The organism is Actinophytocola algeriensis, assembly GCF_014203735.1.
GTDB classification, from domain to species: domain Bacteria; phylum Actinomycetota; class Actinomycetes; order Mycobacteriales; family Pseudonocardiaceae; genus Actinophytocola; species Actinophytocola algeriensis.
In genome coordinates this window covers 296,987-322,104 of the sequence record NZ_JACHJQ010000002.1, presented here as the reverse complement: position 1 = coordinate 322,104, position 25,118 = coordinate 296,987, and the positions used below count along the sequence as shown (strand labels likewise).

General features: G+C 72.3%; 19 protein-coding genes. 12 read left to right on the top strand and 7 right to left on the bottom strand.

From position 1 onward, the window contains the following. Nucleotides 1-7 precede the first annotated feature (7 nt). Nucleotides 8-1,513, top strand: coding sequence for a tripartite tricarboxylate transporter permease (locus FHR82_RS07765; protein ID WP_184809608.1), 1,506 nt, complete (start codon nucleotides 8-10; stop codon nucleotides 1,511-1,513). Here the strand turns inward: FHR82_RS07765 and FHR82_RS07760 are convergent. Continuing rightward, entirely contained in the window at nucleotides 1,505-2,698 is a 1,194-nt protein-coding gene (locus FHR82_RS07760) for an NAD(P)/FAD-dependent oxidoreductase (protein WP_221463555.1), read from the bottom strand. The two genes, FHR82_RS07765 and FHR82_RS07760, sit on opposite strands and share 9 nt — an antisense overlap. Before the next feature lie 137 nt (nucleotides 2,699-2,835). Between FHR82_RS07760 and FHR82_RS07755 the strand changes: the two genes are divergently transcribed. After that, a complete protein-coding gene (locus tag FHR82_RS07755; protein WP_311770948.1) occupies nucleotides 2,836-4,635 on the top strand; it encodes an ABC transporter ATP-binding protein in 1,800 nt (599 codons plus the stop codon). Nucleotides 4,636-4,700: 65 nt separating this feature from the next. Here the strand turns inward: FHR82_RS07755 and ligD are convergent, their stop codons facing one another. Beyond that, nucleotides 4,701-5,711, bottom strand: a complete 1,011-nt coding sequence (ligD, locus tag FHR82_RS07750; RefSeq protein WP_184809607.1) for a non-homologous end-joining DNA ligase — start codon at nucleotides 5,709-5,711, stop codon at nucleotides 4,701-4,703. Beyond that, the gene (locus FHR82_RS07745) at nucleotides 5,698-6,030 is read right to left on the bottom strand and encodes an MmcQ/YjbR family DNA-binding protein (RefSeq protein WP_184810404.1); all 333 of its coding nucleotides are present in this window, start codon (nucleotides 6,028-6,030) and stop codon (nucleotides 5,698-5,700) included. The genes ligD and FHR82_RS07745 overlap by 14 nt, the downstream gene beginning before the upstream one ends. 465 nt (nucleotides 6,031-6,495) lie before the next feature. Between FHR82_RS07745 and msrA the strand changes: the two genes are divergently transcribed. Continuing rightward, a complete protein-coding gene (gene msrA, locus FHR82_RS07740; protein ID WP_221463554.1) occupies nucleotides 6,496-7,002 on the top strand; it encodes a peptide-methionine (S)-S-oxide reductase MsrA in 507 nt (168 codons plus the stop codon). Nucleotides 7,003-7,037: 35 nt separating this feature from the next. On the opposite strand, the gene FHR82_RS07735 is transcribed toward msrA, so the two are convergent. Continuing rightward, entirely contained in the window at nucleotides 7,038-7,400 is a 363-nt protein-coding gene (locus FHR82_RS07735; protein ID WP_184809606.1) for an Hsp15 family ribosome-associated heat shock protein, read from the bottom strand. 11 nt (nucleotides 7,401-7,411) lie between these two features. Here FHR82_RS07735 and FHR82_RS07730 point away from each other — a divergent pair, with 11 nt between their 5' ends. From FHR82_RS07730 to FHR82_RS07710, 5 genes are all read left to right on the top strand, one after another. After that, nucleotides 7,412-8,665: a phytase gene (locus FHR82_RS07730; protein ID WP_225943816.1), complete on the top strand. Its 1,254-nt coding sequence runs from the start codon at nucleotides 7,412-7,414 to the stop codon at nucleotides 8,663-8,665. A gap of 208 nt (nucleotides 8,666-8,873) precedes the next feature. Further along, the gene (locus FHR82_RS07725; RefSeq protein ID WP_184809605.1) at nucleotides 8,874-11,018 is read left to right on the top strand and encodes a fibronectin type III domain-containing protein; all 2,145 of its coding nucleotides are present in this window, start codon (nucleotides 8,874-8,876) and stop codon (nucleotides 11,016-11,018) included. Beyond that, entirely contained in the window at nucleotides 11,015-11,995 is a 981-nt protein-coding gene (locus FHR82_RS07720) for an AAA family ATPase (protein WP_184809604.1), read from the top strand. Before FHR82_RS07725 ends, FHR82_RS07720 begins: the two co-directional genes overlap by 4 nt. Next, nucleotides 11,992-13,116 (top strand): DUF58 domain-containing protein, encoded by a 1,125-nt coding sequence (locus FHR82_RS07715; RefSeq protein WP_184809603.1) that lies wholly within the window; start codon nucleotides 11,992-11,994, stop codon nucleotides 13,114-13,116. The genes FHR82_RS07720 and FHR82_RS07715 overlap by 4 nt, the downstream gene beginning before the upstream one ends. Continuing rightward, nucleotides 13,113-15,122, top strand: a complete 2,010-nt coding sequence (locus FHR82_RS07710) for a transglutaminase TgpA family protein (protein ID WP_184809602.1) — start codon at nucleotides 13,113-13,115, stop codon at nucleotides 15,120-15,122. Before FHR82_RS07715 ends, FHR82_RS07710 begins: the two co-directional genes overlap by 4 nt. A 460-nt stretch (nucleotides 15,123-15,582) precedes the next feature. Here FHR82_RS07710 and FHR82_RS07705 read toward each other — a convergent pair whose 3' ends face one another. Continuing rightward, complete coding sequence (locus tag FHR82_RS07705; protein ID WP_184809601.1) at nucleotides 15,583-17,127, bottom strand: serine/threonine-protein kinase; 1,545 nt, start codon at nucleotides 17,125-17,127, stop codon at nucleotides 15,583-15,585. An 86-nt stretch (nucleotides 17,128-17,213) separates the two neighbouring features. On the opposite strand from FHR82_RS07705, the gene FHR82_RS07700 reads away from it, so the two are divergent. The 4 genes from FHR82_RS07700 to FHR82_RS07685 are packed head-to-tail and all read left to right on the top strand — an operon-like array spanning nucleotide 17,214 to nucleotide 20,937. After that, a complete protein-coding gene (locus FHR82_RS07700) occupies nucleotides 17,214-18,671 on the top strand; it encodes a DUF7782 domain-containing protein (protein WP_184809600.1) in 1,458 nt (485 codons plus the stop codon). Between the two features lie 27 nt (nucleotides 18,672-18,698). Beyond that, a complete protein-coding gene (locus FHR82_RS07695; RefSeq protein ID WP_184809599.1) occupies nucleotides 18,699-19,670 on the top strand; it encodes a hypothetical protein in 972 nt (323 codons plus the stop codon). Continuing rightward, entirely contained in the window at nucleotides 19,667-20,008 is a 342-nt protein-coding gene (locus tag FHR82_RS07690; RefSeq protein WP_184809598.1) for a PadR family transcriptional regulator, read from the top strand. Before FHR82_RS07695 ends, FHR82_RS07690 begins: the two co-directional genes overlap by 4 nt. Next, nucleotides 20,005-20,937, top strand: coding sequence for a hypothetical protein (locus tag FHR82_RS07685; RefSeq protein WP_184809597.1), 933 nt, complete (start codon nucleotides 20,005-20,007; stop codon nucleotides 20,935-20,937). The genes FHR82_RS07690 and FHR82_RS07685 overlap by 4 nt, the downstream gene beginning before the upstream one ends. Before the next feature lie 140 nt (nucleotides 20,938-21,077). On the opposite strand, the gene FHR82_RS07680 is transcribed toward FHR82_RS07685, so the two are convergent. Both FHR82_RS07680 and FHR82_RS07675 read right to left on the bottom strand, forming a co-directional pair. Continuing rightward, a complete protein-coding gene (locus tag FHR82_RS07680) occupies nucleotides 21,078-23,897 on the bottom strand; it encodes an FAD-binding and (Fe-S)-binding domain-containing protein (protein WP_184809596.1) in 2,820 nt (939 codons plus the stop codon). Further along, on the bottom strand, nucleotides 23,894-24,985 hold the full coding sequence (locus FHR82_RS07675) for a pyridoxal-phosphate-dependent aminotransferase family protein (protein ID WP_376706390.1): 1,092 nt from the start codon (nucleotides 24,983-24,985) through the stop codon (nucleotides 23,894-23,896). Before FHR82_RS07675 ends, FHR82_RS07680 begins: the two co-directional genes overlap by 4 nt. Nucleotides 24,986-25,118: the final 133 nt, after the last annotated feature.

The window sequence follows — 25,118 nt, the reverse complement described above, 5'->3', positions numbered from 1 at the left end:
CCCGACAGTGGACCTCTCCCCGGTGATCGACGGCTTCGGTGTCGTCCTGGAACCGACGAACCTGCTGTACTGCCTCATCGGCGTGGTCATCGGCATGCTGATCGGCGTGCTGCCCGGCCTCGGCCCGGCGGCCACGATCGCGATCCTGCTGCCCGTGACGTTCGGCATCGAGCCGGTGACCGCGATCATCATGCTGGCGGGCATCTTCTACGGCGCCCAGTACGGCGGCACGATCACGTCCGTCCTCCTGCGACTGCCCGGTGAGGCGTCGTCGGTGGTCACCGTGTTCGACGGGCACGAGCTGGCGCGCCAGGGCAAGGCCGGTACCGCGCTGGGCATCGCCGCCATCGGCTCGTTCGTCGGCGGCACCGTGTCGATCATCGCGCTGTCACTGCTCGCGCCGCTGGTGGCCGGGTTCGCGCTGGACTTCGGGCCGCCCGAGTACACCGCGCTCGCACTGCTGGGCATCCTGCTCGTCTCGACGGTCAGCAGCGGGCACCGGATCAAGGCGCTCGTCGCCGCGTCCGTCGGCCTGCTGCTCGCGACGGTCGGCCGGGACGGGTTCACCTCGGCGGAGCGGTTCACGTTCGACAACCTGTCGCTGGCCGACGGCATCGACTTCGTGCCGATCGCGATGGGCCTGTTCGGGCTCGGCGAGATCCTCTACAACCTGGAGGAGCGGCACCGCGCGACGCAGGCACCCGCGAAGGTCGCGAACGCGTGGCCGTCGCGCAAGGACCTGCGGCAGTCGTCCGGCGCCATCGGCCGCGGCTCGCTGATCGGGTTCGTCCTCGGCATCCTGCCCGGCGGCGGCGCCGTGCTGTCCTCGCTCGCCGCCTACGCGCTGGAGAAGCGCCGCGCCAAGGACCCGTCGCGGTTCGGCAAGGGCGCGGTCGAGGGCGTCGCCGCGCCGGAGACCGCGAACAACGCGGCGGCCACGTCCTCGTTCATCCCGCTGCTGACGCTCGGCATCCCGGCCAACGCGACGATGGCGGTGATCTTCGGCGCGCTGCTCATCCAGGGCGTGAGCCCCGGCCCGCAGCTCGTGTCGCAGGAGCCGGAGCTGTTCTGGGGCGTCGTCAACTCCATGTACATCGGCAACATCCTGCTGCTGATCATGAGCATTCCGCTGGTGGGGCTGTTCGTGCGGATCCTGCGGGTGCGGGCCACGGTGCTGGCGCCGATCACCGTGCTGATCACGCTCATCGGCGTGTACACGGTCAACAACGACGTGTTCGACATCGTGCTGGTGATCGTGTTCGGCGCGATCGGCTACCTGATGAAGAAGCTCGGGTTCGACCCCGGCCCGCTGGTGCTGGCGTTCGTGCTCGGCTCACTGCTGGAGGACTCGCTGCGTCGGTCGCTGCTGATCTTCGACGGGGACGCGACCGGGTTCTTCACCCGGCCGATCTCGGGCACGCTGCTGGCCGCGTTCGTGCTCGTCGCGGTGCTGCCGCTGGTGCGGCGCGCGCTGCGCAGGCGCGAAGAGGAGCACGTCGACTCGTCAGCGTGACAGGAGCTGCTTGAGCGGCAGCGACTCGTCGCGCAGCTCGTCGGCCGTCACCGTGTGCGGTGCGAGCAGTGCGCGGCGGACGGCCAGCACGTCACCGGGCCGCCCGAGCGAGATCACGCCGTCGAGCCGGCCGTCGGTGAGGGAGAACGCCGAGAACACGCCCTCCTCGACGGAGCCGCGCAGCACCAGGTCGTCCAGGTCGCGGGCGTGGCCGACGGACTGGAGCTTGTGCTCGTAGTGGTCGGACCAGAACCAGTGCGGGTCGGTGTGCGGCTTCTGCTCGCCGGTGATGTTCGCGGCGACCGTCTGGCCCTGCCGCAGCGCGTTGTCGTGGTGCTCGACCCGGACCCGCCTGCCGTGGTGGAGCTGGGCGGCGACGTCGCCGAGCGCCCACACGCCGGGTGCGGAGGTGCGGCCGTACTCGTCGACGTGGATGCCGTTGCCGGTCTCGATCCCCGCGTGCCGCGCGAGGTCGTCGTTGGGCAGCGCGCCGACGCCGACGACCACGAGGTCCGCGTCCACGCGGTGCCCGAGGTTCGACTCGAGGACCAGCCGGCCGCCGGACGGAGTGCACGTCTCCACGTACTCGCCGGTCCGCACCTCGACACCGCGGGCCCGGTGGATGTCCAGCACGGCGGCGCCGATCTTCACGCCGAGCACGCGGGCGAGTGGCGTGGGTTCCGGTTCGAAGATCGTGACCTGCTTGCCGAGCCCGACCGAGGACGCCGCGACCTCGCAGCCGACGAACCCGGCGCCGAGCACGACGACCCGCTCGGCCGCGACGAGGTCGGCGCGCAGCGCACGGGCGTCGGCGGCGGTGCGCAGGTAGTGGATCCGCGCGCCATCGAAACCCGCCAGCCTGCGCGCCCGCATCCCGGTGGCCAGCACGAGCGTGTCATAGCGAAGGTCGTCACCGTCGGTGAGCCGGACCGTGCGCGTGGTGGTGTCGATCGAGGTGGCGCGCGTGCCCAGTCGCAGCCCGACGCCGTTGTCCCGGTACCACTCCGGTTTGCGGGCCGGGACGACGTCACCGCCCGCGAGCACGTCCTTCGACAGCGGCGGCCGCTCGTACGGCGCGTCCGGCTCGTCGGCCACGAGCACGATCTCGCCGTCGTACCCGCGTCTGCGCAGCGCGGCCGCGGTCGCCGCGGCCGCGACCCCGCCACCGACGAGCACACACCTCATGACACGTCTCCCATCTCCTGCCCGACAGCGTGACCGACAGCGCTGGACTCCCGCACGATATTCGGTCGCCGCGCGCCGGGGCGGTCGGGCAGCATGGTTCATCGGCGTGTTTCCGGGGGATCGTGGGAAGGGGCGCCGTGTCCAAGCGCAAAACCGCGGTGTTGCTCGCGCTGCGTCACTACCGGCGGGAACTGGGCCGCAACAAACGGCTCTCCGTTCCCGCGCTGTTGCTGCCCGCGCTGGGGAACACCTGCATCCTGTACGTGGCGCCGCTGGTCGTGGCCGACCTCGCGGGGAAGATCGCGTCCGGCGTGCCGGTGTCCGTCGGCACCGTCCTGCCGTCCGTATTCGCGTTCGCGGGTGCGCTGCTGCTCACCGAGGTGTTCTGGCGCGTCGGCATCCACTGTCTCAACAGGACTGACGGGCGGGGCATCGAGAACCTGTACGTGCTCGGCATGAACGAGCTCCTCGCGAAGGACGCCGCGTTCTTCCACGACAACTTCGCCGGTTCGCTCACCAAACGGGTGCTGAGCTTCGCGACGCGGTTCGAGGAGTTCGTCGACACGATGGCGTTCTCGGTCGTCGCGACGCTGGTGCCGCTCGGGTTCGCGTCGTTCGTGCTGTGGCGGTACGACCCGGTGCTCGTGTTCGTGCTGGTGCTGCTGATCGTGCTGACCGGGTGCGTGATCGCGCCGCTGGTGCGGCGCAGGCAGGCGCTGGTGGACAAGCGGGAGGCCGCGATCGCCCGCGTCGCCGGGCACGTGGCCGACAGCCTCACGAACATGGCGACCGTGCGTGCGTTCGCCGCCGAGGACCGGGAAGCGGCGGAGCACCGCAGCCGCGTCGCCGAGCAGCGCCGCCTCGCGATCCGGTCGTGGGACTACGCGAACCTGCGGATCGACACGGTCGTCGCGCCGCTGTCCGTGCTGACCAACGTGGCGGGGCTGGTGCTCGCGATCAGCCTCGGCGGCGGCCGGCTCGGGGTCGAGGCGCTGGTCGTCACCTTCGCGTACTTCACCAGTGCCACCCGCATCATGTTCGAGTTCAACCAGATCTACCGCAGGCTCGAGAGCTCACTGACGGAGGCCGCGCAGTTCACCGAGCTGCTGCTGGAACCGCCGACGGTGCTCGACCCGCCGTCCCCGGAACCGCTGCGCACCGGCCCGGCCGACATCCGGTTCTCCGACGTCCGGTTCGCCCACGCAGGCGCGCCGGTGCTGTTCGACGGGCTGGACCTGGAGGTGCCTTCCGGTGCGAAGGTCGGTCTGGTCGGCCGTTCGGGTGGCGGGAAGAGCACGCTGACGCAGTTGTTGCTGCGGATGATGGACATCCAGGGCGGCACCATCCGCATCGGTGGGCAGGACATCTCGCGGCTGCGGCAGGCCGACCTGCGGAGCCTGATCGCCTACGTGCCCCAGGAACCGGCGATGTTCCACCGGACCCTGCACGAGAACATCGCGTTCGCCCGGCCGTCCGCCACGGAGCAGGAGATCCTGTCCGCGGCACGCGCGGCGCACGTCACGGAGTTCGCGGAGACACTGCCCTCGGGGTTCGAGACCCTCGTCGGCGAGCGGGGCGTCAAGCTGTCGGGTGGCCAGCGCCAGCGCGTGGCCCTGGCCCGCGCCATCCTGCGGGACGCGCCGATCCTGCTGCTCGACGAGGCGACCAGTGCGCTGGACTCGGAGAGCGAGGTGCTGATCCAGCAGGCGTTGTGGCAGATCATGGAGGACCGGACCGCGCTGGTGGTCGCGCACCGGCTGAGCACGGTCGCCCGCATGGACCAGCTCATCGTCATGGACCGCGGCCGGATTCTCGAGCAGGGGAGCCATGAGGAGCTGTTGCGGGCGGAGGGTGTCTACGCCCGGCTGTGGCAGCACCAGTCCGGCGGCTTCCTGGACGCGGACGACGACGCGCCACTGTCGGCGAACCGGGTCTGATCGGGGTTCGGTGCCTCGGTGTGCTTGTCCTCGCCGGAGGGGGGTGGGGTGGGCTTGCGCCCGTGTCACTCCTCTTTGCGTGCGCGGCTCGGGGCGACGCGGGGTGGCTCGTTCGGCATCTTCGGGTATACCGGTGGCCAGGGGGCGTCCATCAATCCCGAGGCCATGTCGCGTTCCGACATGGCCAGCAGTGGCTCCAGCGACTGGGGGACCATCGCCGCCCACGGGTCGCCCTGTTCCGCCACCCTGGCCGGGACCGTCGCCATGGTGAGTGAGCGTGGCTCGATCGTCTCCAGTTCGTGCCACTCGAACGGGGTCGACACCTGTCCGTGCGGGTTGGCGCGTACCGACCACGCGCCGAACACCGTCTTGTGCGGGGCGTTCTGGTTGAAGTCGATGAACACGCGGGCGCCGCGTTCTTCCTTCCACCACGCGGCGGTCAGCAGGTCCGGCCGCAGCCGTTCCAGCTCACGCGCCATCGCGACCGCCGCCGCCCGCACCTGGTAGCCGTCCCAGCGGGGCTCCAGCCGGACGTACAGGTGCAGGCCTCGGTTGCCGGTGGTCTTCGGGAAACACGCGATGCCCAGCGAGCCGAGCAGCGTCCTGATCTCCGCCGCCGCCTCGCGGATCATCGGGAACGTGACGCCGGGGCTCGGGTCCAGGTCGATGCGCAGCTCGTCGGCGTGGTCGGGGTCGGCCGCGGTGCTGGGCCACACGTGGAACCCGAGGCAGCCCATGTTCACCGCCCACAGCACGTGCGCCAGGTCCACCGCGACGAGCGCGTCCGACACCGTGCCGTTCGGCGTCGACACCTTCGTGGTCGTCAGCCACGGGTCGGCCTTCGTCGGCGTCACCCGCTTCTGGAAGAACGACGAACCCGTCACCCCGTTCGGGAACCGCTGCAGCATCACCGGGCGCCCACCCATGGCCGCCATCAGCGGCTCCGCCACCGCCAGGTAGTACCGGGCCAGGTCCAGCTTCGTGTCACCGCGCTCCGGGAAGAACACCTTGCCCGGGCTGGTGATCCGCACCTCGTGGCCCGCGACATCGAGGACCTCGACGTCACCGCCTGCCACGGGACACCCGCTTCAGAGGGTTGGCCTCGACCAGGTCCTCCGGCGCCGACAGCCGCCACGCCTCGTAGACCAGCTCGGACAGCTCGTCGGCCTCGACGCCCTGCAGGTACACCACGACCCAGCCGAACCCGCCCGCGGTGAACTGCACCTCGAACACGTCCGGCCGCTCGGCTACGAGGGCCTCCTGTTCGGACAGCGTCTGCTTCAACCCGGTCGTCTTCGTGCGCGGCCAGTAGTAGCCGAACCGTTTGCCGCGCACGCTGAAGGACGTGTAGTCGCGCCCCTCGGCGCGCTCGACCTCCGCGAGCCGGTCGATCATCCGCAGGAACTGACTGTCTGGAACTGCCACGCGGCCATTCTGGCGCACCCCACCGACAGAATCCGCTACCCGGCGATCGCGAGCCCGATCCGCGCCAGCCGCGCCTCGGTGAGCGGCCGGGGTCGGGCGGCCCGCGTCGGTCTTGTACGTCCAGCCCTCCCGCGCCCCCGGCCGGGCCGGTATCAGGTGGTCCTCGGCCAGCCCGGGAACCTTCGCGTCCTGGGCCGTCTCCCGCACGGCCGCGTCGCCGTGTGTCGAGGAAAAGCCTGGTCAGGACTGTGTGCAGTCCCGCTCCGGCTCGGCCACATGTCTCCTCCCGTGCCCGGTGATCGGGTCCATGACCCGGCCGGGCGCCGCCGGGTTGCACGAGCGGCGAGAATGACTGTGAGGTGACCCACCTCCGGGTAAGGACGACCAGGTCGTCCGCGCTGAGAGGGGTAGGGCCAGAGAAAGGGAAGGTGACTGATGACGACCGAACGCGCCATTCTCGCCGGCGGTTGCTTCTGGGGCATGGAGGACCTGTTCCGGCAGCAGCCCGGGGTGGTCTCCACCCGCGTCGGCTACACCGGCGGCGAGGTCCTCAACCCGACCTACCGCGACCACCGGGGCCACGCCGAGGCCATCGAGGTGGTCTACGACCCGGCGGCGACGAACTACCGGGCGCTGCTGGAGTTCTTCTTCCAGATCCACGACCCGACCACCAAGAACCGCCAGGGCAACGACATCGGCGACAGCTACCGGTCCGCGATCTTCTACCTCGACGACGAGCAGAAGGGTGCGGCCGAGGCGACGATCGCGCAGGTCGACGCGTCCGGCAAGTGGCCTGCCAAGGTCGTCACCGAGGTGACCGCGGCGGACACCTTCTGGGACGCCGAGGAGGAGCACCAGGATTACCTGGTCAAGCACCCCGGCGGCTACACCTGCCACTACGTGCGCCCGGACTGGACGATCCCGGCCGACACACAGGCGTGAGTCACGGGGCTGTGGCGCTCACGGGCGCCACAGCCTCACTCGTTGTTGCGGAACTTGTCGAGCACCCGCCGGTCCCGTTTCGTCGGCCGGCCCGCGCCCCGGTCGCGCCGCGCGACCGGCATGAGCGCCTCCGGCGGCGGCTTGGGCGTGCGGTCGATGAAGCACATCGCCGCCTCGGGGGCCCCCACCCGCTTCTGGATCACCCTCGTGACCTCGACGACCTTCGTCAGGCCGTGGGCCCGCAGGCGCACCTCGTCCCCGGCTGACACGCTGGTCGCGGCCTTGGCCGGGCGGTCGTTGACCCGCACGTGCCCGCCGCGGCACGCGGCCGCCGCGTCCGAGCGGGTCTTGGTCATCCGGACCGCCCACAGCCAGCGGTCCACTCGGGTGGACTCCACAGTCGTACATCATGACCGACGAGGTTCACCGCTCGTACACCTCGGGTGACGAGACTGCTCACATGTCACGGTTCCCGATCCTCGGCGCCTGCGTACTGGCGGCGCTCCTGGCAGTCCCGTCCACCGCCGCGGCGAGCCCCGTCGACCGCCTCGACGCCCGGGCGGAGACCGCCCCGAACTACGACGACGAGGCGGGTGGCGACGCCGACGCCGACGACCCCGCCATCTGGGTGAACCCGGACCGGCCCGCCGAGAGCGTCGTGGTCGGCACCCTCAAGAACGGTGGCCTCACCGCCGTCGACCTGCGTGGCCGCGAGCTGCAGCACCTCGACACCGCGCCCGGTGGCCGCTTCAACAACGTCGACGTCGTCGGCCGGTACGCGATCGTCAGCGACCGCGGCCTCGACCGCCTCCGGGTGTACCGGATCGATCCCGGTGCCGGGCAGGTGCTCACCGAGGTGACCGTGCCGAACCCGCCGCTCGCGTTCAGCACCGACGAGGCCGAGGTGGCCGAGCAGCACACGGCGTACGGCCTCGCGACGTGGGCCGGCCCCGAGGGCGGTGCCCCGTGGGTGGTGGCGAGCAGGCGCAACGAGACACGGCTGGGCCTGTTCCGCCTCGCCGTCACCCCGGACGGCGTGACCTACCACCGGAAGGCCGTCCTCGACCTCCCGGCCGAGTTCGCCGTCGGTGGCGGCACGTGGACCCCGTGCCTCGAGCCGGGGGAGCGGCCGCAGGTCGAGGGCATGGTCGTGGACCGCACGGACGACGTGCTCTACGCGGCCCAGGAAGATGTCGGCATCTGGCGCATCCCGTTGTCCCGCAAGGGCTTCGGCAAACCGGTCCTGGTCGACCGGGTCCGCGAGTACGGCCGGCCCGCGGTGTACGACGAGGAGACGGAGGAGTGCACGCCGACCGCGCCGCCGCCCCCGGAGGCGGGCACCCACCTGAGCGCGGACGCGGAAGGCCTCACGATCGCGTACGGCCACCGCCGCACCCTGCTGGCCTCCAGCCAGGGCGACAGCACCTTCGCGAGGTACGACATCACCCGCGACGGACTCCGGTACAGGAGCGGTTTCGCGGTCGCCGACGGGCGGGTGGACAGCGTCGAGCACAGCGACGGCGCCGCCGTCAGCACCACACCGCTGGGCCGCGCCTACCCGAACGGCCTGCTCGTCCTCCACGACGGCGAGAACACCCCGGACGATGGCCGCACCAACACGAACTTCAAACTCCTCGACGCGGGGCCTGCCATCGGCCGTTGACCCGGATGGCGCCTACCGCGCCGCGCGGCGACATCCCCGCCAATCCCTGCGTGCGAGTGCTCCGAAGACGAAGCGGCACCGAGACATCGGTTCCGATGGTCCTTGACGGACCGACTCGGTAGCATCTCGCGCGCGCAGGTCGGGGAGACTTGGGGAAATGGCCGTGCTTCAGGGGATTGCCCGGCGTTTGTTCGGCACGCGAGGGCGCGTGCGTGACTCGGCCAGTTTCGGGGCCGCGTCGCTCGGGGTGCTGCTCATCGCCGGTGCCGTGCTCGGGACCGGGGTGGCGCGGACGGCGGTCGACGTCTCGGACGGGCTGACCTGGCTGCCGGACGACCCGAGGGGTGAGGTCGTCCAGGTGAACCCCGCCTCCGGGCGACCTGAGGTGCGGCTGCAGGTCAGCGGTGGTGACGCACAGCTGGAGATCACGCAGAAGGACGGCGTGCTCGTCGTGCTCGACCGGCGGAGCGGGCAGATCACCGTGATCGACCTCGCGACGTTGCTCGCCAGCGGGCGGCGGCAGGCGCCGCCGGGTGCCACCAGCAAGGTGCTCGTCTCCGAGGGCCGGGTGTACGTGGTCGACCGCGCCGCCGGCACGATCACCAACGCCGATCCCGTGACGCTCGTGGACGTCGGCAAGCCCTGGCGGGCCGGGCTTCCGCTCGCCGACGTGGTGGTCGACGACGAGGGCACCGTGTGGGCCGTCGACCACGACGGGCACCTCCACGCGCTCGAGTGGTCCGACGACGACCAGGCGTTCGACGAGAAGTCCGACGACGTCGTGCGTGGCGCGGGCCCGGCGACCGTCCTCGTCCCGCACAGCAGGGGTGTCACGCTGTTCGGGCTCGACGGCGGCGTGGTCCGCCAGGTCGGCACCGGGCAGGACGTGGCCGGGGCGACGTCGCGGCTGCCGAGGGAAGTGCTTGCCGCGCAAAGCAGTCCGGCCGGGCTCGTGCCTGCGTCCGTGCCGGGGCAGGGGATCGTGGTGCTGGTGGCGGGGGACCGGGTCGTGCGGGTCGACGTCGCCGCGCTCGGGTGTGCGCGGCCGGGGCGGCCGGTCGTGTTCCGCGACCGCGTCTACGTGCCGTGCCTCGGGGCGGGCAAGGTGCTCGTGCTGGACCGGTCCGGCAGCCGCGCCGCGCAGGACATCGCCACTCCCGGCGGAATGGACCCACAGCTGGTGTTCGACGACGGCCGCCTGTTCATCAGCGCGCCGGGCGCCGAGCGCGGCGTGATCGTCGACTCCGACGGGTCCACCAGGCCGGTCACCATCCGCAGCCCGGAGCTGCCCGTCGTCAACCCGGACCGGCCGCCGATGCCGGAGGTGCCCACCCCGCCGCGCCCGAGCCCGCGGCCGGAAGAGCCGACACGGCCCGGTGGCCGCGGGGACCAGCCGAGGCCACCCGGAGCGCCAGGACCCGGCACCACCACCGGACCGTCCCAGCCCGGCGGTGGGAACCGCGGTGCGCCCGGCGCGCCACCCGGGATCACCGCGATGCTCGGCAGCCGCTCCGACACCGAGCTGACCACCACCGTCAGCTGGGGCGTGCCCACCGAGAACGGCGGCCCCATCACCTCGTACACGGTCGTCGTGAGCGGCGACTTCACCGGCGGCAGCCAGACCACGCAGACCACGGAGACGAGCGCGCGGCTCACGGTCCCGTGCGCGGACAGCACGTTCTGCGACAACGGCAGGCTCGACATCACCGTCACCGCGACCAACCGGGCGGGGCGCGGCACCGCGGGCACCGGCTCCTGGAACGTGCCGCCGCGGCAGTCGCAGCCCACGACCCAGCCCCCGGCGCCGACCACCACGAACCCGACGCCCACGAACCCCACGACCACGAACCCGGCGCCGACCACCACGAACCCGCCCGCGCCGCCACCTCCGCCGGATCCGCCACCTCCGCCGTCCATGCCCGCCGCGGGCGCGGTGATCATCGGCACGGTCACGGCGCCGAACGGGCAGCAGGACTACACCCGTCTCGTCGCGCTGAGCCCGCCCGGCGACTGGGCGAGCCACAACGGGAGCTGCCAGCTCGTCAACACGACCCAGGGCTACTCGGTGGCGATCGCCTGCTCGGCGACCTCCGCCCAGATCGGGGTCGAGGAAGGCAGCAACCGGCTCGTGGTCCGGGCGCACGCGAGCGACGGCAGCCAGTCGGTGGACTCGGCGGCGAAGACGGTGCGGGGGCCGAGGGAACCCACGTGCGGCAAGTACGCCTGCTTCGGTACCGGCAAGATCGTCGAACTGTCGCCGGTGGCGAAGCCGATCGACTTCGGGCAGGCGGGTGCTGGGCTCGGCCTGCTGGTCATCGCGGTTTTCTTGTACACAAGGAGGAACGAGTCATGACCGCGGTCACCGGGCAGGGCGTCGGCGAGCACGAGATCACCGCGTTCCAGGTGCTGCACACCCAGGTGGGGGACGCGGTGGAGACCGCGGTCCGCGGCAAGCGCGACGTGATCGACCTCGTGCTGGTCGCGTTGTTCGCCGGCGGGCACGTGCTCCTCGAGGACGTGCCGGGCACCGGGAAGACCACGCTCGCCCGCGCGGTCGCCGGTGCGCTCGGCGGGCTGTCGCGGCGCGTGCAGTTCACCCCCGACCTGCTGCCGTCGGACGTCACCGGCACCTCGGTGTACGACCCGCGCACCGGCCAGGTCAGCTTCCGGCCGGGCCCGGTGTTCGCGAACGTCGTGCTGGCGGACGAGATCAACCGGGCCGCCGCGAAGACCCAGTCCGCGCTGCTGGAGGTGATGGAGGAGCGCACGGTCACCGTCGACGGCGTCGCCAACGCCGTGCCGGAGCCGTTCCTGGTGGTGGCCACGCAGAACCCCATCGACCTCGACGGCACCTACCGCCTGCCGGAGGCACAGCTCGACCGGTTCATGGTGCGCACGTCGATCGGCTACCCGGAACCCGCGCACGAGCTGGACGTGTTGCGGCCCGGCAGCACCGCGGGCCGGGTGGCGCAGGTGCCGACCGTGACCAGCCCGCAGGCCGTCACCGGCTACGGCAGGCTGCTCGCCGGGCTGCACGTGGCCGAGCCGATCCTGGGCTACATCGGCGAACTGGGCACCGCGACCCGTGCGGACCCCGCGCTGCGGCTCGGTGCCAGCACACGTGGGCTCCGGGCCATGGTGCGGTGCGCGCAGGTGTACGCGGCCGCACAGGGCAGGCATTTCGTGGTGCCGAGCGACATCCAGCGGCTCGCCGCGCCCGTGCTCGCGCACCGGTTGGTGCTCACCAGGGAGGCGCTGCTGGCAGGCACCACGACAGCGGACGTGCTGGCGGCGGCCGTGGAGCGCGTCCCGGTGCCGCGGCCGTCATGATCCGGCTGACGTGGCGTGGCACCGGGGCGCTCGTGCTCGGTGCCGTGCTGGCCGGGCTCGGCCTGTCGTGGCGGTACCCGGGGGTGGCGGGGCTCGGGCTCGCGCTGGTGGCGCTGGTCGCCGCCGGGGTCGCGAGCGTCGTGGTGCCCGTGCCGGTGCGGGCGGCGCGGGCCGTACGGCCGAGGACGGTGCACCGGCTCGGCACGTGCACCGGGACGCTCGAGCTGACCAGCACGGCGAGGCGGCTGCCGGTGCGGCTGGACGCGGTCGAGTCCGTCGGCGGCGAACCGGTGCCGGTGGCCGTGCCCCTGCTGGGAGCCGGGGTGAGCACGACGGTCGAGTACCCGATCCCGACCGTGCGCCGCGGGGTGCTGCCGGTCGGGCCACTCGAACTGCGCAGGCACGGGCTGGCCGGGCTCGCGGGCTCACGTGCCCTGCTGGGAGAGGCGGTCGAGGTCCGGGTGGTGCCGAGGGTGCTGCCGGTGCGCGGGCTGCCGTCCGGGGTGCGGCGCGGTCAGGTCGGCGCGGACGAACGGGTGGAGCGGGGCGGCACCGACCTGGTGGGGCTGCGGGAGTACGTGCCGGGCGACGACCTGCGCAGGCTGCACTGGGCGACCAGCGCGCGGACCGGCACGCTGATGGTGCGCGAGGACGCCGACCCGGCACGGCCGCACCTGGCCGTCCTGCTCGACGACCGGGTCGGCAGCCACCCGGACACCGACGGGTTCGAGGACGCCGTGGACGTGGCGGCGTCGCTGCTCAGCACCGCGGTCGGGGCCGGGCACCCGGCGCGGTTGCTCTCGGCGTCCGGGGCCATCGCTCTCGAGGTGGCCGGCGACACCGACCACGTGCTGGCCGCGTTGGCGGATGCCGGGCTGGTGGACGGCGGTGCTGCGTCGGTGCCGGTGCGGGAGCTCGACGTGGTGGCGGTGATCTCGGGTCCCGGGGCGGAGCAGGCGCCGCTGCTGCTGGCGGCGGGGCGGGCGTCGGCCGGGGTGGTGCTGGTCGTGGACGGGGCGGCGCAGGAGCCGACGACGACGGCGGCCGGGACGGTGCTCGTGCTGACCGGGCCCCGCGCGGAGGACGTGCTTTCCCTGTGGGACGCGGTGGTGGCGCGATGACCGTGCGCGTCGGGTGGTCGGCCGCGGTGCTCGTCGCCGGGGCGGTGCAGCTCGCCGCGGGATGGGCCGGGGCCCTCGCGGTCCTCGTGTTCGTCGCCGCGGTGGCGGTCACCTACGCCATCGTGCTCGGTGCGGGGGTGCTGCGGGTGCCTGCCGGGATCACCGTGCTCGTCGTGCTGACCGTCTCCGTCGTCGGGGCCCACTACGTCGCGCCGGCGGCCGGGCCGCTCGACGCCGTGCTCGACTCCGTGCCCCGGCTGCTCACCGCACCCCGGCCCGCGCCGGCCACACCGGAGCTGCTCGTGCCCGGTGTCCTGCTGGTCGTGGCGGTCGCCCTCGTGAGCGCCCTGACCGTGGCCGCTCGCGCGCTCGTCGTGCCCGCGGCCGGCGGGGCCGTCCTGTACGTCGCCGCCGCGCTCCTCACCGCGGGCCAGGCCGACCCGCACGGGTTCGGCGCGCTCGCGTTGCTCGCCGTGATCGCGGTCGGGTGGGTCGTGGTCGACCGGCCCGCCGCGCTCTCCGCCGCGCTCGTGGTCGGGCTGGCCGCTTTCGCCGTGGTGGCAACGCTTCTGCCTGCTCGCGCCCCGTTCGAACCCCGGACGCTCGTCACGCCGCCCGTGACCGACCTGCCGGTGGCGAGCCCGCTGCCGCAGCTCGCGTCCTGGGCCGCGCGCGGCGACACCGAACTGTTCCGCGTGCGTGGTCCCGCGACACCGACCCGGCTCGTCGCGCTCGCCGACTACACCGGCGCCACCTGGCGCGCGTCCTCGCTGTACAGCCCGCTCGGCACGGTCGCCCCACCGCGCCTGCCCGACGGGGCCCGGCGCACCGAGACCCAGGTCGAGGTGACCATCGGCGACCTCGCCGTGCCGTGGCTGCCGACGACCGGCAGACCGGCCACGACCAGCGTGAGCGCGGCCGTCGTCGACCCCGACTCCGGGTCGATGGTCCTGCCTTCCTGGCCGCGCAAGGGTTTCACCTACACCGTCAGTTCCACAGTGGACGCACCGGAGGACGCCGACCTGCTCGCGGCAGGCGTGCCCGACGCGGCCGCCGCACGCCGGTACCTCGCGCTGCCCGGCCTGCCGTACTCGCTCGCCGAGTACGCGCGGCGCACGGTCGCCGACGCCCGCACCCCGTTCGAGAAGGCGGTCGCGATCGAGGAGGTCGTGCGCGCGGGCCGGACCCCGGAGGCCGACGCGCCGGTCGGGTCGTCGTACGCGCGGCTGGAGACGTTCCTGTTCGGCGCACCGGGTTCGCCGGGTGCGGGGGAGGGCACGGCGGAGCAGTTCGCGTCCGCGTACGCGGTGCTGGCCCGCGCGGTCGGGTTGCCGACCCGGCTCGTGGTCGGCTTCCGGCCGGTGCCGCCCGGCGCGGGCGGGGTGGCGGTGGTGCGCGCGAGCGACGCGACCGCCTGGCCGGAGGTGTACTTCGCGGGCTGGGGCTGGGTGCCGTTCGACCCGGTGTCGGGCACGGACGACGGGCCCGGCTCCGCGTCGCGGCGTGCGGTGATCAACCGGCTGGCCACCCCGACCCCGACCCCGTCGACACCGGACACGACCGGGCCGCCGCTGCCGGCGCCGCCCACGCCGGAACCCGCCGCCGCGGCCGCGGGTTCCGCCGCCAGGCCGTGGTACCTGCTCGTGGCCGGGGTGCCGGTGCTCGTCGTCGCGGTCCTGGGGATGTTGCGGGCCGGGCGGCGGCTGCGACTGCGGCGGGCCGGGGCGACCGGTGCGTGGGCGTACGTGCTGGACTCGCTGTTGCTGGCGGGACGGTCACCCGCGCGGCACCGGCCGGCCCCGGAGATCGCGGCGGACCTGGCCATCCCGGGTGCGGTCGGGGTGGCGGCACTGGCCGACCGGGCCGCGTTCGCGCCTTCGCCTGTGCCGTCGGGAGGGACGGCTTGGCCGTTGGCGCGGCAGGTTCGGGCTGAGTTGCGGCGTCGGGTTCCCTGGTATCGCAGGGTGTTCTGGGCGGTGGATCCGCGGGTGTTGTGGCGTCGGTAGTGCTTGTGGCCACACGTTGGTCTGGTCGTTGTGCTCGCCGGACGTTCTGCATGGTGTGGTTTGTCCTCGCCGGACGGGCTTTGCCTCCGGCGGCTCCTCGCCGGAGGGGCAGGTCTCCGGGATGGCCTTGCGGGTTGGCATCTTCGGGAGTGGTGTGGGCTTGCGTCCGGCTTCTCTTCTCTCGTTTGTGAGTGTGCGCCCGCACCTCCATCCCGCCGATGGCCCGAAGGACCCCTTTGTAACGCTCGATGCGATGAAGGACCCCTTCGTTGCGCTCAACGTGATGAAGGCGTCCTTCGTAAGGGTCGGTGCGATGAAGGACCCCTTCGTGACATCGGGCACGTCCCGAAACACCTTCAGGGCACGAAAAGCCAACCGGGCGGGACGCGCGTCCGCCGAGGACATCCCCACAGCCACCCCACCACCAGCCAGCAGCCGAGAACAGGCGGTGGATGGAGCGTTAGCGGTTTGTGCAGAGTCGGTCCGATGCGCCTCGGTCGTCGGCAGGGTTGTCCAGGCCGATGGCCAGGACCACGAAGCAGTACCGCTCCGCCGCCGGGTCCAGGCTCTCTACCCGGTAGGTCGTGGCGCCGGCGGGTAGTTGGGTGATCGCCTGCCCCTGCTCGGCGGTGGCGTCCACGACGACGAACTCCGCGTTGCCGTCCGTTGGGTCGGTCCACGTGAGTGTCACGCTCTCGCCCTGGTCGTCGAGGGGTCGCAGGGTCGGCGCGAAGGCCGGGTTTCCACCGGTGGCAGGAGGAGTGGTGGTCGACGTCGTGGTGGTCGTCGACGTCGGCGAGGTGGTGGCCGGTGGCTGCGCGGTCTGCCCATCGGGTCCATTGAGGACGGTCGCGACCACACCGACGGCGATCCCGGCGAGGACGGCGGCCAATCCGAAGACCAGGCCCTTCCTGCTTTTCCGTTGCGGTGCGGGCTCTTCCGGGGGTGGCGGCGTGAACTTGGGCGGTGGCGGTGGTGGTTGCGGCGCGTCCGGCAGCCTAACGGTCAGTCCGGCCAGTGCGCTGCCCGGGCCCGCCTCCGTGAGGTCGCGTTCGGTCGGGTCCGGGATGTCCGGTGGGATCTCCGGCAGCGGTGCCGCCGGCCGAGGGCCGAAGTCGGCGATCGGCACCGACGGGGTCCAACCTCGGGTGTCGACCGCCGCCAGTGCCGTGCGCAGTGCCGCGGCGTCCGGGTAGCGGTCCTCGCGGCGTTTACCCAGGCACCGCATGAGGATCGCGGTCAGCTCCGGTGGGACGTCGGGACGTGACAGCGGTCTCGGGTCGGTCGACCGCACGCGTGCCAGGTACGACAGCACCGTGTCGTCGTCGGTGGCGAACGGTGGTGCGCCGTCGAGCAGCGTGTACAGCGTCGAGCCGAGCGACCACAGGTCGTCGGCGGGGGAGGGTTCCGCGCCGTCGAGCATCTGCGGTGCCGCGTGCCGGTAGCTCACCAGCTGCAGCGACGACGTGTTCGCGGCGTCGGCCATCCTGGCGATGCCGAAGTCGGCCAGCACGTACGAGGTCGGCAGCACGAGGATGTTCTGCGGCTTCACGTCGCGGTGCAGGAACCCCTGCGCGTGGGCGAAGGCCAGCGCGTCGGCGACCGCGGTGCCGGCCGCCACCACCTCGTCGACCCGCAGCGGGCCGCGTTCCCGCAGCCGGTCGTGGAGCGACCCGAGGTCGTGGTACTCCATCACGATGCACGGCCGCCCGTCCGGCGTCGTGCCCGTGTTGATCACCGTGACGATGTGCGGGTGCTGGCGGCCGAGCCGCACGGTGATCTCCAGCTCCCGCCGGAACCGCGCGAGCCGCGCCGGGTCCTCGACGGTCAGCACCTTGACCGCGACGAACCGGTCGAGGCCGTCCTGCCGCGCGCGATAAACGGTGCCCTCACCGCCCTCCGCGACGAGCCGGAAGTCGCTGTAGCCGGGCAGGCGCGGCCCGGGCAGCGTCGAGTCGCCGGTTTTCGGCGCCCAGGCACGGAGTTCGGCGTCCGGGTCGGTCACCGCACCAGTCTAGGGATCCCCAATGCCCTGAAAAGACGCTTTCGGCCCCGATCGCGGGCTCGGGCGGGGCGTGACAGCATCCGTTCGTGCTTCCTGACCTTTCCGCTGACCTGTGTTCCCGGTTGCGTGACGCCTTCCTGACCGCTGGTTACACCCCGGACGGTGTCGTCGGCGCGCTGGGTGGGCAGGCCCACGCCGCGCTCAGCCGTGGCGAGCCCGAACCCGCGCGGCGGGCCAGCCGTGACGCCGGGGACCTCGGCACCCTCATCCGCCTGTTCCTGCTCGGTGACGCAGAAGGGGAAAGCGCCATCCGGTCCGCGTTCGGGTCCGTGGACCTCGCCGACGCCGTCGCGAACGAGGTGCTGACCGCGGACGGGCGGGCCGGGCTGGACATCCGGCCGTACGGGGAGAGCTGGTGGGTGGTCGCCGATCTCGACGCCGACCACCGGGGCGGCACGGTGCCGGAGGACCACGTGCTGGGAGTCGGGCACGCGTCGATCAACCTCGCCCGCGCCACCGCGCGCCGTCCCGTCGGTACATTGCTCGACGTGGGCACCGGCTGCGGTGTCCAGGCACTGCACGCGAGCACCCACGCCGAGCGGATCACCGCGACCGACCTGTCGCCGAGGGCGCTCGCTGTCGCGCGGGGCACGTTCCGGCTCAACGAGCTGGACGTCGAGCTGGTCGAGGGGCCGTGGTTCGACCCGGTGGCAGGCAGGCGGTTCGACCAGATCGTGTGCAACCCGCCGTTCGTCGTCGGGCCCGCGCGCGTCGACTACACCTACCGCGACTCCGGGCTCGCCGGTGATGACGCCAGCGCGCTCGTCGTCCGCCGCCTGCCCGCGCTGCTCGCCGAGGGTGGGGTCGGGCAGCTGCTCGCGTCATGGTTGCACCGCGACGGCGAGGACTGGGCGGAGCGGGTCGCGTCGTGGCTGCCGCCGGGCGTCGACGCGTGGTTCGTGCAGCGGGACGTGGCCGATCCGGCCCTGTACGTCGGCACCTGGCTGCGGGACGCGGGCATCGACCCGCGTTCGCCGGAGGGGCGTGCGAAGGCGGGCGCCTGGCTGGACTGGTTCGCGGGCAACGACGTCGACGGCGTCGGTTTCGGGTACGTGACGCTGCGTCGTACGGACGCCGCCGACGTCGAGGTCGTGTGCGAGGACCTGCGGCACGCCTACGACGACCCGCTGGGACCCGAGGCGTCCCGGTGGCTGGACAACGTGGCGTGGCTGCGCGCCAACGACGACCGGCTCGCGCAGACCCGGTTCACCGTGCCGCCGACCGTGGTGCTGGAGGAGGTCTCGGCGCCGGACGACGAGGGCTGGGCGCCGCTCGTGCGCAGGCTCCACCGCACCGACGGTCCCGGCTGGCAGCACGAGGTCGATGAGCCAACAGCGAAGCTGCTCGCGGGCTGCCGGGGCGCGCTGCCGCTCGAGGACCTGCTGGCCCTGCTGGAGATCGTGTACGACGGCATCGACACCGACGCCGCACTTCCGATCGTCCGCGACCTCGTGCGGCACGGCATGCTGGCGCCCTTGCCATAGTCAATTGATCGGTATATAAAACTGATCATGCCAAACAGAGATCTCGCTGACCGGTACCGGCGGTTGCTGGCCTGGTACCCGAGGGACCACCGCGAGCGGCACGGCGAGGAGATGCTCGGCGTGCTGTTGGCCGGTGCGGAGGACCGGACCCGGCCCAGCCGCAAGGAGACCGCCGACCTGCTGCTGGGTGCGCTGCGGCTGCACCTGCGGCGGACGGTGGGCATGGACGGCGGGATCGACCACCGGGACGTGCTCGCGATCGTGAGCCTGCTCGGCCCGGTCGTGCTGCTGGCCGGTGCCGCCCCGATGGTGGACCGGGTGCTGTTCAAGCTGCGTGCGGGCATCGGGTTGTCACGGTGGGACCTCGTCGAGAACCCGGCCGGCCCGGCGTGGGCGATCTGGTGCGTGGTGGCGGTGTTGTGCGCGTTCCGGATGCGGCGCGCCGCCGCCGTCGGCGCGTGGCTCGGCACCGCGGGCTTCGTGGTCGCCGCGGTGTACGCGATGGGATGGTTCTGGGCGTCGGTGGTCTTCTACGCCGCCTGGCTGCTGTTGGGGGCCGTGGTCGCCGTCGCGCTGACCTGGTCGCCCGGCCCGGCCCGTGGCTGGGAACTGGTCGGTGGCAGGCGGTTCGCGGTGCTGGTCGCGGCGGTCGCGGTGAGCGCCGTGCTGGTCGTCACGTCGCTCGGGCAGTACGGCCTGCTGTTCTTCCCGTTGGAACTAGTGACGTTCGTCCAGGGGAACGGAGGACTGGCGCGGTGGTTCCTCGGGCTGGCCGCGCTGGTCGCCGGTGCCCTGGTGGCGGCGGGCGCGCGGACGCGGGAGGGTCGCCGCGCGGCGCTGGTGCTGTCGGTGCCCGCCCTGGTGAGCGTGCTCATGCTCATGGTGCCCATGTATTCGCGCCTCATGCTGCAGATGGCGGTCTGCTACGGCGTGCCGGTCGTGGTGCTCCTGGCTCTGGGCGGGCTGCCCCGCCGCGTTCGGACGGGCCGGCAGGCATGAGCGCGACCACACCGCTGCGGGAGCCGACCTTCCTGATCCTCACCGCGCTGGCTGCCAGACCTCAGCACGGCTACGGCATCCTGCGTGACGTCGAGGAGATCTCCCAAGGTCGCGTCTCGCTGCAGGCAGGGACCTTGTACGCCGCGCTGGACCGGCTCAGTTCGGACGGGTGGGTGGACGTCGACCGCGAGGAGGTCGTGGACGGCAGGCTCCGGCGCTACTACCGGCTGACCGAACCCGGTGCCGCCAGGCTGGCCGCCGAGGTGGAGAAGCTGTCCGCACACACCCGTGCGGCGCGGCAGCGTCTCCGCGCGCGGCTCACGGGAGGAACAGCGTGAACGAACGGCACTACCGGAAGCTCCTCGCGTGGTACCCGCGTGATCACCGCGAGCGGCATGAGGACGAGATGCTCGGCGTCCTCCTCGCAGGCTCGGGTCCCAGCGGCAAGGAAACCGTCGACCTGCTGCGGGGTGCGCTGCGTCTGCACCTGCGCCGGATGGTGGGCATGGACGGCGGGATCGACCACCGCGACGTGCTCGCGATCGTCAGTCTGCTCGGCCCCATCGTGATGCTGGCGGGTGCCGCCACCGTGCTGGACAGGCTCGTGGCCGGGAGCTCGGTCTGGCGGCTGTCCACGGCGATCCTCGAGTTCCCCGGCGCGCCGGTGTGGGCGATCTGGGGCGTGGTGGCGGTGCTGAGCCTGTTCCGGAAGCGGCGCGCCGCCGCGGTCGGCGCGTGGCTCGGCACGCCGGCGTTCCTGGCGGCCGCCGTGCTCGGGTACCCGCTGTTCTGGGACAGCGTGGTCGTCACCACGGGCTGGATGTTGCTCGGCGTGCTGGTCGCCGTCGCACTGACCTGGTCGCCCGGGCCCGCTCGCGGGTGGGAGCTGGTCGGTGGCAGGCGGATCGTCGTGCTCGTCGCGGCGGTCGGGACGAGTGTTGTGCTGGTCATGAAGTCGCTCGGCACGTACGGCGTGCTGTTCCACCCGATGGACATCACGACGGCGCAGCACGGGCCGGTCAGGATGACGCTCTGGGCTCTGGCCCTGGCGGTGCTCGCCACCGGTGTCGTGGTGGCCGGAGGTGCGCGCACCCGGGAAGGCAGACGGGCGGCACTGGTGCTTTCCGTGCCCGTCGTGGTGAGCCTGCTCATGCTCGTGCTGCCCAGCAACGCGAACCTCCTGGTCGCGACGGCGGTCTGTACGGCCGTGCCGTTGGTGGCGCTCCTGGGGTCCGGGAGCCTGCCGCGCCGGATCCGCCTCGGCTAGCCGACCGCGTGCGGGTGCGCGTCGATGGTCACCGCGCAGTCGCGTTTCACGTGTCGCACGGCGCAGGCCTGGCCGTCGACGTGAAACGGCTGCTGACCACCGTCACGTACGGCAAGCTGGTTCGGGGACCCACGCCGCGGCTACCGCCTGACCGCGGCCAGCACCAGCTCGACGGGGTGATGGGCGCGGCGGGCGGTGCCGTGGCCGATCTGCTGGCGGCACGAGACGCCGGTCGCCGCGATCACCGTGTCCTCCGGTTCCGCGCGGACGGCCGGGAAGAGCCGGTCCTCGCCGACGGCCATCGACGTCTCGTAGTGCTCGGCCTCGAAGCCGAACGAGCCCGCCATGCCGCAGCAGCCCGCGTCCACCTCCTCGACCACCGCGCCCGGGATGCGGCGCAGCAACGCGAGTGTCGCGGCCGTTCCGACGTCCGCCTTGAGGTGGCAGTGCCCGTGGTACAGGATCTTCCTGCCCGCAGGCCACGCGTCCGCCGACAGCTCCAGGTCGCCTGCGTCGATGGCCTCGGTGATCAGCTCCTCCACCTGCCGCACCCGGTCCGCCACCGCACGCGCCCCCGGATCGGACGGCAGCAGCGACAGCGTCTCGTCCCGCAGTGACAGCACGCACGACGGTTCACAGCCCACGATCGTCCCCTCGCCCGCCAGCCCGGCGACCAGCGCGCTCGCCTTCTTCCGCGCGTCGTCGAGGAGGCCCTTCGACAGGCTCGACCGGCCGCAGCACCCGTCGGACAGCCGCACGCGACAGCCCGCCAGCTCCAGCAGCTCGATGGCGGCGCGGCCGACCCCGGGTTCGGTGTAGGTGGTGAACGAGTCCGCGAGGAACGTCACCTCGCGCTTGCCTTCCGCGGCGGGCCGCTTGCGGAACCACCGCACGAGGTTCACGCGTTCGAACCTCGGCAGCGGTCGTTTCGCCGTGATGCCCAGCCGCTTCTCCATCAGGCCGCGCACGAGACCCGTCCGGTTCGACAGCGGCGCGGTCGCCGAGCCGAGCCGGTTCAGGAACCGGATGCCGCCGAACACCCGCGACCGCAGCGGTGTGCCGTGGGTGTCGTGGCGGTGGCGCAGGGCCTCGCTCTTCAGCTTCGCCATGTCCACGCCGAGCGGGCACTCGCTCTTGCACGCCTTGCACATCAGGCACAGGTCGAGCACCTCGTGCAGTCGGTCGTCGCCGAGCGCCGCCTTCGGGTCGGCCTGGGACAGCGCGTGCACGAGCGCGTTCGCGCGGCCGCGGGTGGAGTCCTCCTCGGCACGGGTCGCCATGTACGACGGGCACATCACGCCCGCGTCGGTCTTGCGGCACAGCCCGATGTTCATGCACCGGTCGGCCGCGCCGCGCATGCCGCCGACCACCTCGAAGTCCAGGTGCGTGCGGAACGGGACCGCCTGCGGCAGCGCCGGGTCGCGCAGGTGCTCTGTCATCGACGGCGCGTCGACGATCTTGCCCGGGTTCAGCACGTTCGCCGGGTCGAACAGGCCCTTCACGCGGCGCATCGCCTCGTACAGGTCGTCGCCGAACAGCTCGCGGTTGAACTCGCTGCGGGCCAGGCCGTCGCCGTGCTCGCTGGAGTTCACCCCGCCGTAGGAGCGGACGAGGTCCTTGATCTCCTCGGCGACCGACCGCATGGTCGCGACGCCGTCGGGGTCGGTGAGGTCGACGAACGGGCGGATGTGCAGGCAGCCCACCGAACAGTGGCCGTAGAACCCGGCCTTCAGCCCGTGCCGGTCGAGCACCTCGGCGAAGCGCGCCGTGTACTCGGGCAGGTGCTTCGGGTCGACGGCGGTGTCCTCGACGAACGCGAGCGGCCGCCGCGCGCCGACACTCGCCGCCATCAGCAGCCCGAGCCCGGACTTGCGGACCTTCAGCAGCGACGACTGCTGCGCCGGGGTGATCGCCTCCAGGGTGTGGTAGCCGTGGTTGTGCTTGCGCCACAACGAGGTCAGGTGTGCGAGGCGGCCGGTGAGCTCGTGCTCGTCGTCGCCGGTGAAGCTGACGAACAGCAGCGCCTCCGGGTCGCCTTCCAGGATGGTGCCGAGCGCGGCGTACTCGATCTTCTGGCGGGACAGGTCGAGGATCGTGCGGTCCATCAGCTCGACCGCGGCCGGGTCGCACGCGAGCGCGTCCTCGGTGGCGGCGATCGCGGCCTGTGTGGACGTGAAGTGCCCGACCGCGATGACGGTCCGCTTCGGTTTCGGCACGAGGCCGACGACCGCGCTCGTGACGACGACGAGCGTGCCCTCCGAGCCGACGACGAACTTCGCGAGGTCGAAGTCGGCGGCGAGCCGGTCGAGCCGGTAGCCGCCCGCGCGGCGCCAGAACCGCGGGTAGCCGGTGGCGATCGCGTGCTCGTGCTCGGTGAGGAGCTTCGGCAGTTCCCGGTGCAGCGCCCCGGCCAGCCCGTCGCCGGCCGTCGTGCCGGGCGCGAAGTGGGCGGTGGAGGCGTCGGACAGCACGACGTCCAGCTCGCGGACGTGGTCGATGGTCATGCCGTAGCGCACCGACCCGCTGCCCGCCGAATTGTTGCCGATCATCCCGCCGACCGTGGCGCGGTTGCTGGTGGAGGTGTCCGGCCCGAACATCAGCCCGTGCTTCGCCGCCGCCCGGTTCAGCTGGTCCTGCACCACCCCCGGCTGTACGTGGGCGACACCCGCCTCCGGGTCGAGCGAAAGGATGCGGCTCATGTGCCGGGACAGGTCGAGCACGATGCCCGGTCCGACGGTCTGCCCGGCGAGGCTCGTGCCCGCACCGCGCGCGGTGACCGGCACCGCGTGGTCGCGGGCGGCGGCGACCACGGCGGCCACGTCGTCGGCGTCGCGCGGGAACACCACCGCCTGCGGGGTGATCGAGTACATGCTGGCGTCGCGGGCGTAGAGCTGCCGGGTGTAGTCGTCGGCCATGACCTCGCCGCCGACGTCGCGCCGCAGCTGCCCGATGATGCTCATGCCGATTCCAGGACGTGCAGCGCGGCGGTGATCCCGGCCGGGTCGACGGACAGGCCCGCGATGGTCAGTCCCATCTGGACGCCGGAGAGCGTGCCCGCGAGGGACACGTCGTTGAAGTGGCCGAGGTGCCCGATGCGGAACACGCGGCCCGCGAGCCTGCCGAGCCCGGTGCCGAGCGACATGTTGAACCGGTCGAGGATCAGCGCGCGGATCTTGTCGGCGTCATGGCCGTCGGGCACGAGCACCGCGGTGAGCACGGGGGAGTGCTCGCGGTCGTCGAGGCACAGCACCTCGAGGCCCCAGCCCCGGACGGCCGCGCGGGTGGCCTTCGCGTGCCGCAGGTGCCGGGCGAACACGTTGTCCAGGCCCTCTTCGTTCAGGAGCGCGAGGCTTTCCTTCAGGCCGTACAACAGGTTCGTCGGCGGGGTGTAGGGGAAGTAGCCGCGTTCGTTCGCGGCGAGGATCGGCCGCCAGTCCCAGTAGGACTTCGCGAACCCGCCGCCCGCACGCAGCGCCTTCTCGCTCACCGCGTTGAAGCCCAGCCCGGGTGGCAGCAGCAAACCCTTCTGGGAACAGGAAACCGTGACGTCGACGCCCCACTCGTCGTGCCGGTAGTCGACCGAACCGAGCGAGGACACGGTGTCCACGAGCAGCAGCGCCGAGTGCTCCGCCTCGTCGATCGCGGCCCGGATCTCCGGGATGCGGCTCGTCACGCCGGTCGAGGTCTCGTTGTGCACCACGCACACGGCCTTGATCGACGGGTCCTGCCTCAGCTTCTCCGTGACGGCCGCGGGGTCGACGCCGTGCCGCCAGTCGCCCGGCACGAAGTCCACGTCCAGGCCGAGGTTGGTCGCCACCTCCCGCCACAGCGTCGCGAAGTGCCCGGTCTCGAACGCGAGGACGCGGTCACCCGGGCTGAGCGTGTTGACCAGCGCAGCCTCCCACGCACCCGTGCCCGACGACGGGTAGACCACCACCGGGCCGGTCGTGCCGAACACCGGTTTCAGTGCTGCGAGCACGTCGAGCGCGAGGGTCGCGAAATCGGGTCCCCGGTGGTCGATCGTGGGGGCGGAAATAGCGCGCAGCACTCGGTCCGGCACATTTGTCGGACCGGGAATTTGCAGGAAATGCCGTCCGGCCGGGTATGGCATCGCCAACTCCTGTCGGTTCTCGTGATCTATTGACTGTCCTTGTGAGTCACGCCATATTGGTCATGTCCCC

Bases quoted from the DNA above. Each gene is read 5' to 3' on its own strand.
- FHR82_RS07690 (WP_184809598.1), top strand. From the start codon at position 19,667: ATGAGCGCGACCACACCGCTGCGGGAGCCGACCTTCCTGATCCTCACC.
- FHR82_RS07680 (WP_184809596.1), bottom strand. From the start codon at position 23,897: ATGAGCATCATCGGGCAGCTGCGGCGCGACGTCGGCGGCGAGGTCATG.
- FHR82_RS07720 (WP_184809604.1), top strand. From the start codon at position 11,015: ATGACCGCGGTCACCGGGCAGGGCGTCGGCGAGCACGAGATCACCGCG.
- FHR82_RS07730 (WP_225943816.1), top strand. From the start codon at position 7,412: ATGACCGACGAGGTTCACCGCTCGTACACCTCGGGTGACGAGACTGCT.
- FHR82_RS07745 (WP_184810404.1), bottom strand. From the start codon at position 6,030: ATGATCGACCGGCTCGCGGAGGTCGAGCGCGCCGAGGGGCGCGACTAC.
- msrA (WP_221463554.1), top strand. From the start codon at position 6,496: ATGACGACCGAACGCGCCATTCTCGCCGGCGGTTGCTTCTGGGGCATG.
- FHR82_RS07715 (WP_184809603.1), top strand. From the start codon at position 11,992: ATGATCCGGCTGACGTGGCGTGGCACCGGGGCGCTCGTGCTCGGTGCC.
- FHR82_RS07760 (WP_221463555.1), bottom strand. From the start codon at position 2,698: ATGAGGTGTGTGCTCGTCGGTGGCGGGGTCGCGGCCGCGGCGACCGCG.
- FHR82_RS07695 (WP_184809599.1), top strand. From the start codon at position 18,699: ATGCCAAACAGAGATCTCGCTGACCGGTACCGGCGGTTGCTGGCCTGG.
- FHR82_RS07710 (WP_184809602.1), top strand. From the start codon at position 13,113: ATGACCGTGCGCGTCGGGTGGTCGGCCGCGGTGCTCGTCGCCGGGGCG.